Here is a 497-nt window from a genome sequence, read left to right as displayed (position 1 = left end):
CTGTCAGATAACGCATCCAGGCCGATATAGACAATGCCGTTCTTGCGGATCACCTGTTCCCAGTCGAAGATAGGGCGCAGATCCGCCATATTGAGATAATCCGGCGAGAGCAGTTCTGAAATTTTTCCGGTGGTCAGCTTTTCCAGCAGGGGCAGCAGAGAGGCAACAATTTTATCAAAATAGGTGCGGTCATAACGCACCGCTGAGCGTAATCCGTCCAGAATTGGGTCGTAGAGTTGTTTACCCGCGTCTGAACTTAACGTGACTTCCATTGCCCACAGCCGGAACGCATCCGGCTGCCCCTGCATATTGCGCGGGATATCTTTTTCTTTCAGCTTACCGAGGGTTTGATTGATTTGTTCCAGCAGGGCGGGTTGCCTGTCTGCCATCACTTTGGTGGCATAGAGCTGATACAGCTCACTGATATTATTGACGTAACGTGTGATAAGCGTGTAATCCGGCCGGTGTCCCAGGGCAACTAAAGCACGGGCGACAAT

General features: G+C 51.3%; 1 pseudogene. It reads right to left on the bottom strand.

Features of this window, described 5'->3' with window-relative positions:
- Positions 1-497: pseudogene (locus AAC147_RS10925) on the bottom strand (type IV conjugative transfer system coupling protein TraD); the annotation flags it as partial.

It is taken from the genome of Xenorhabdus sp. NBAII XenSa04 (genome assembly GCF_963866145.1).
Lineage (GTDB): Bacteria > Pseudomonadota > Gammaproteobacteria > Enterobacterales > Enterobacteriaceae > Xenorhabdus > Xenorhabdus indica.
The sequence above is the reverse complement of the archived record's forward strand: the minus strand, read 5'-3'. Positions and strand labels throughout refer to the sequence as shown.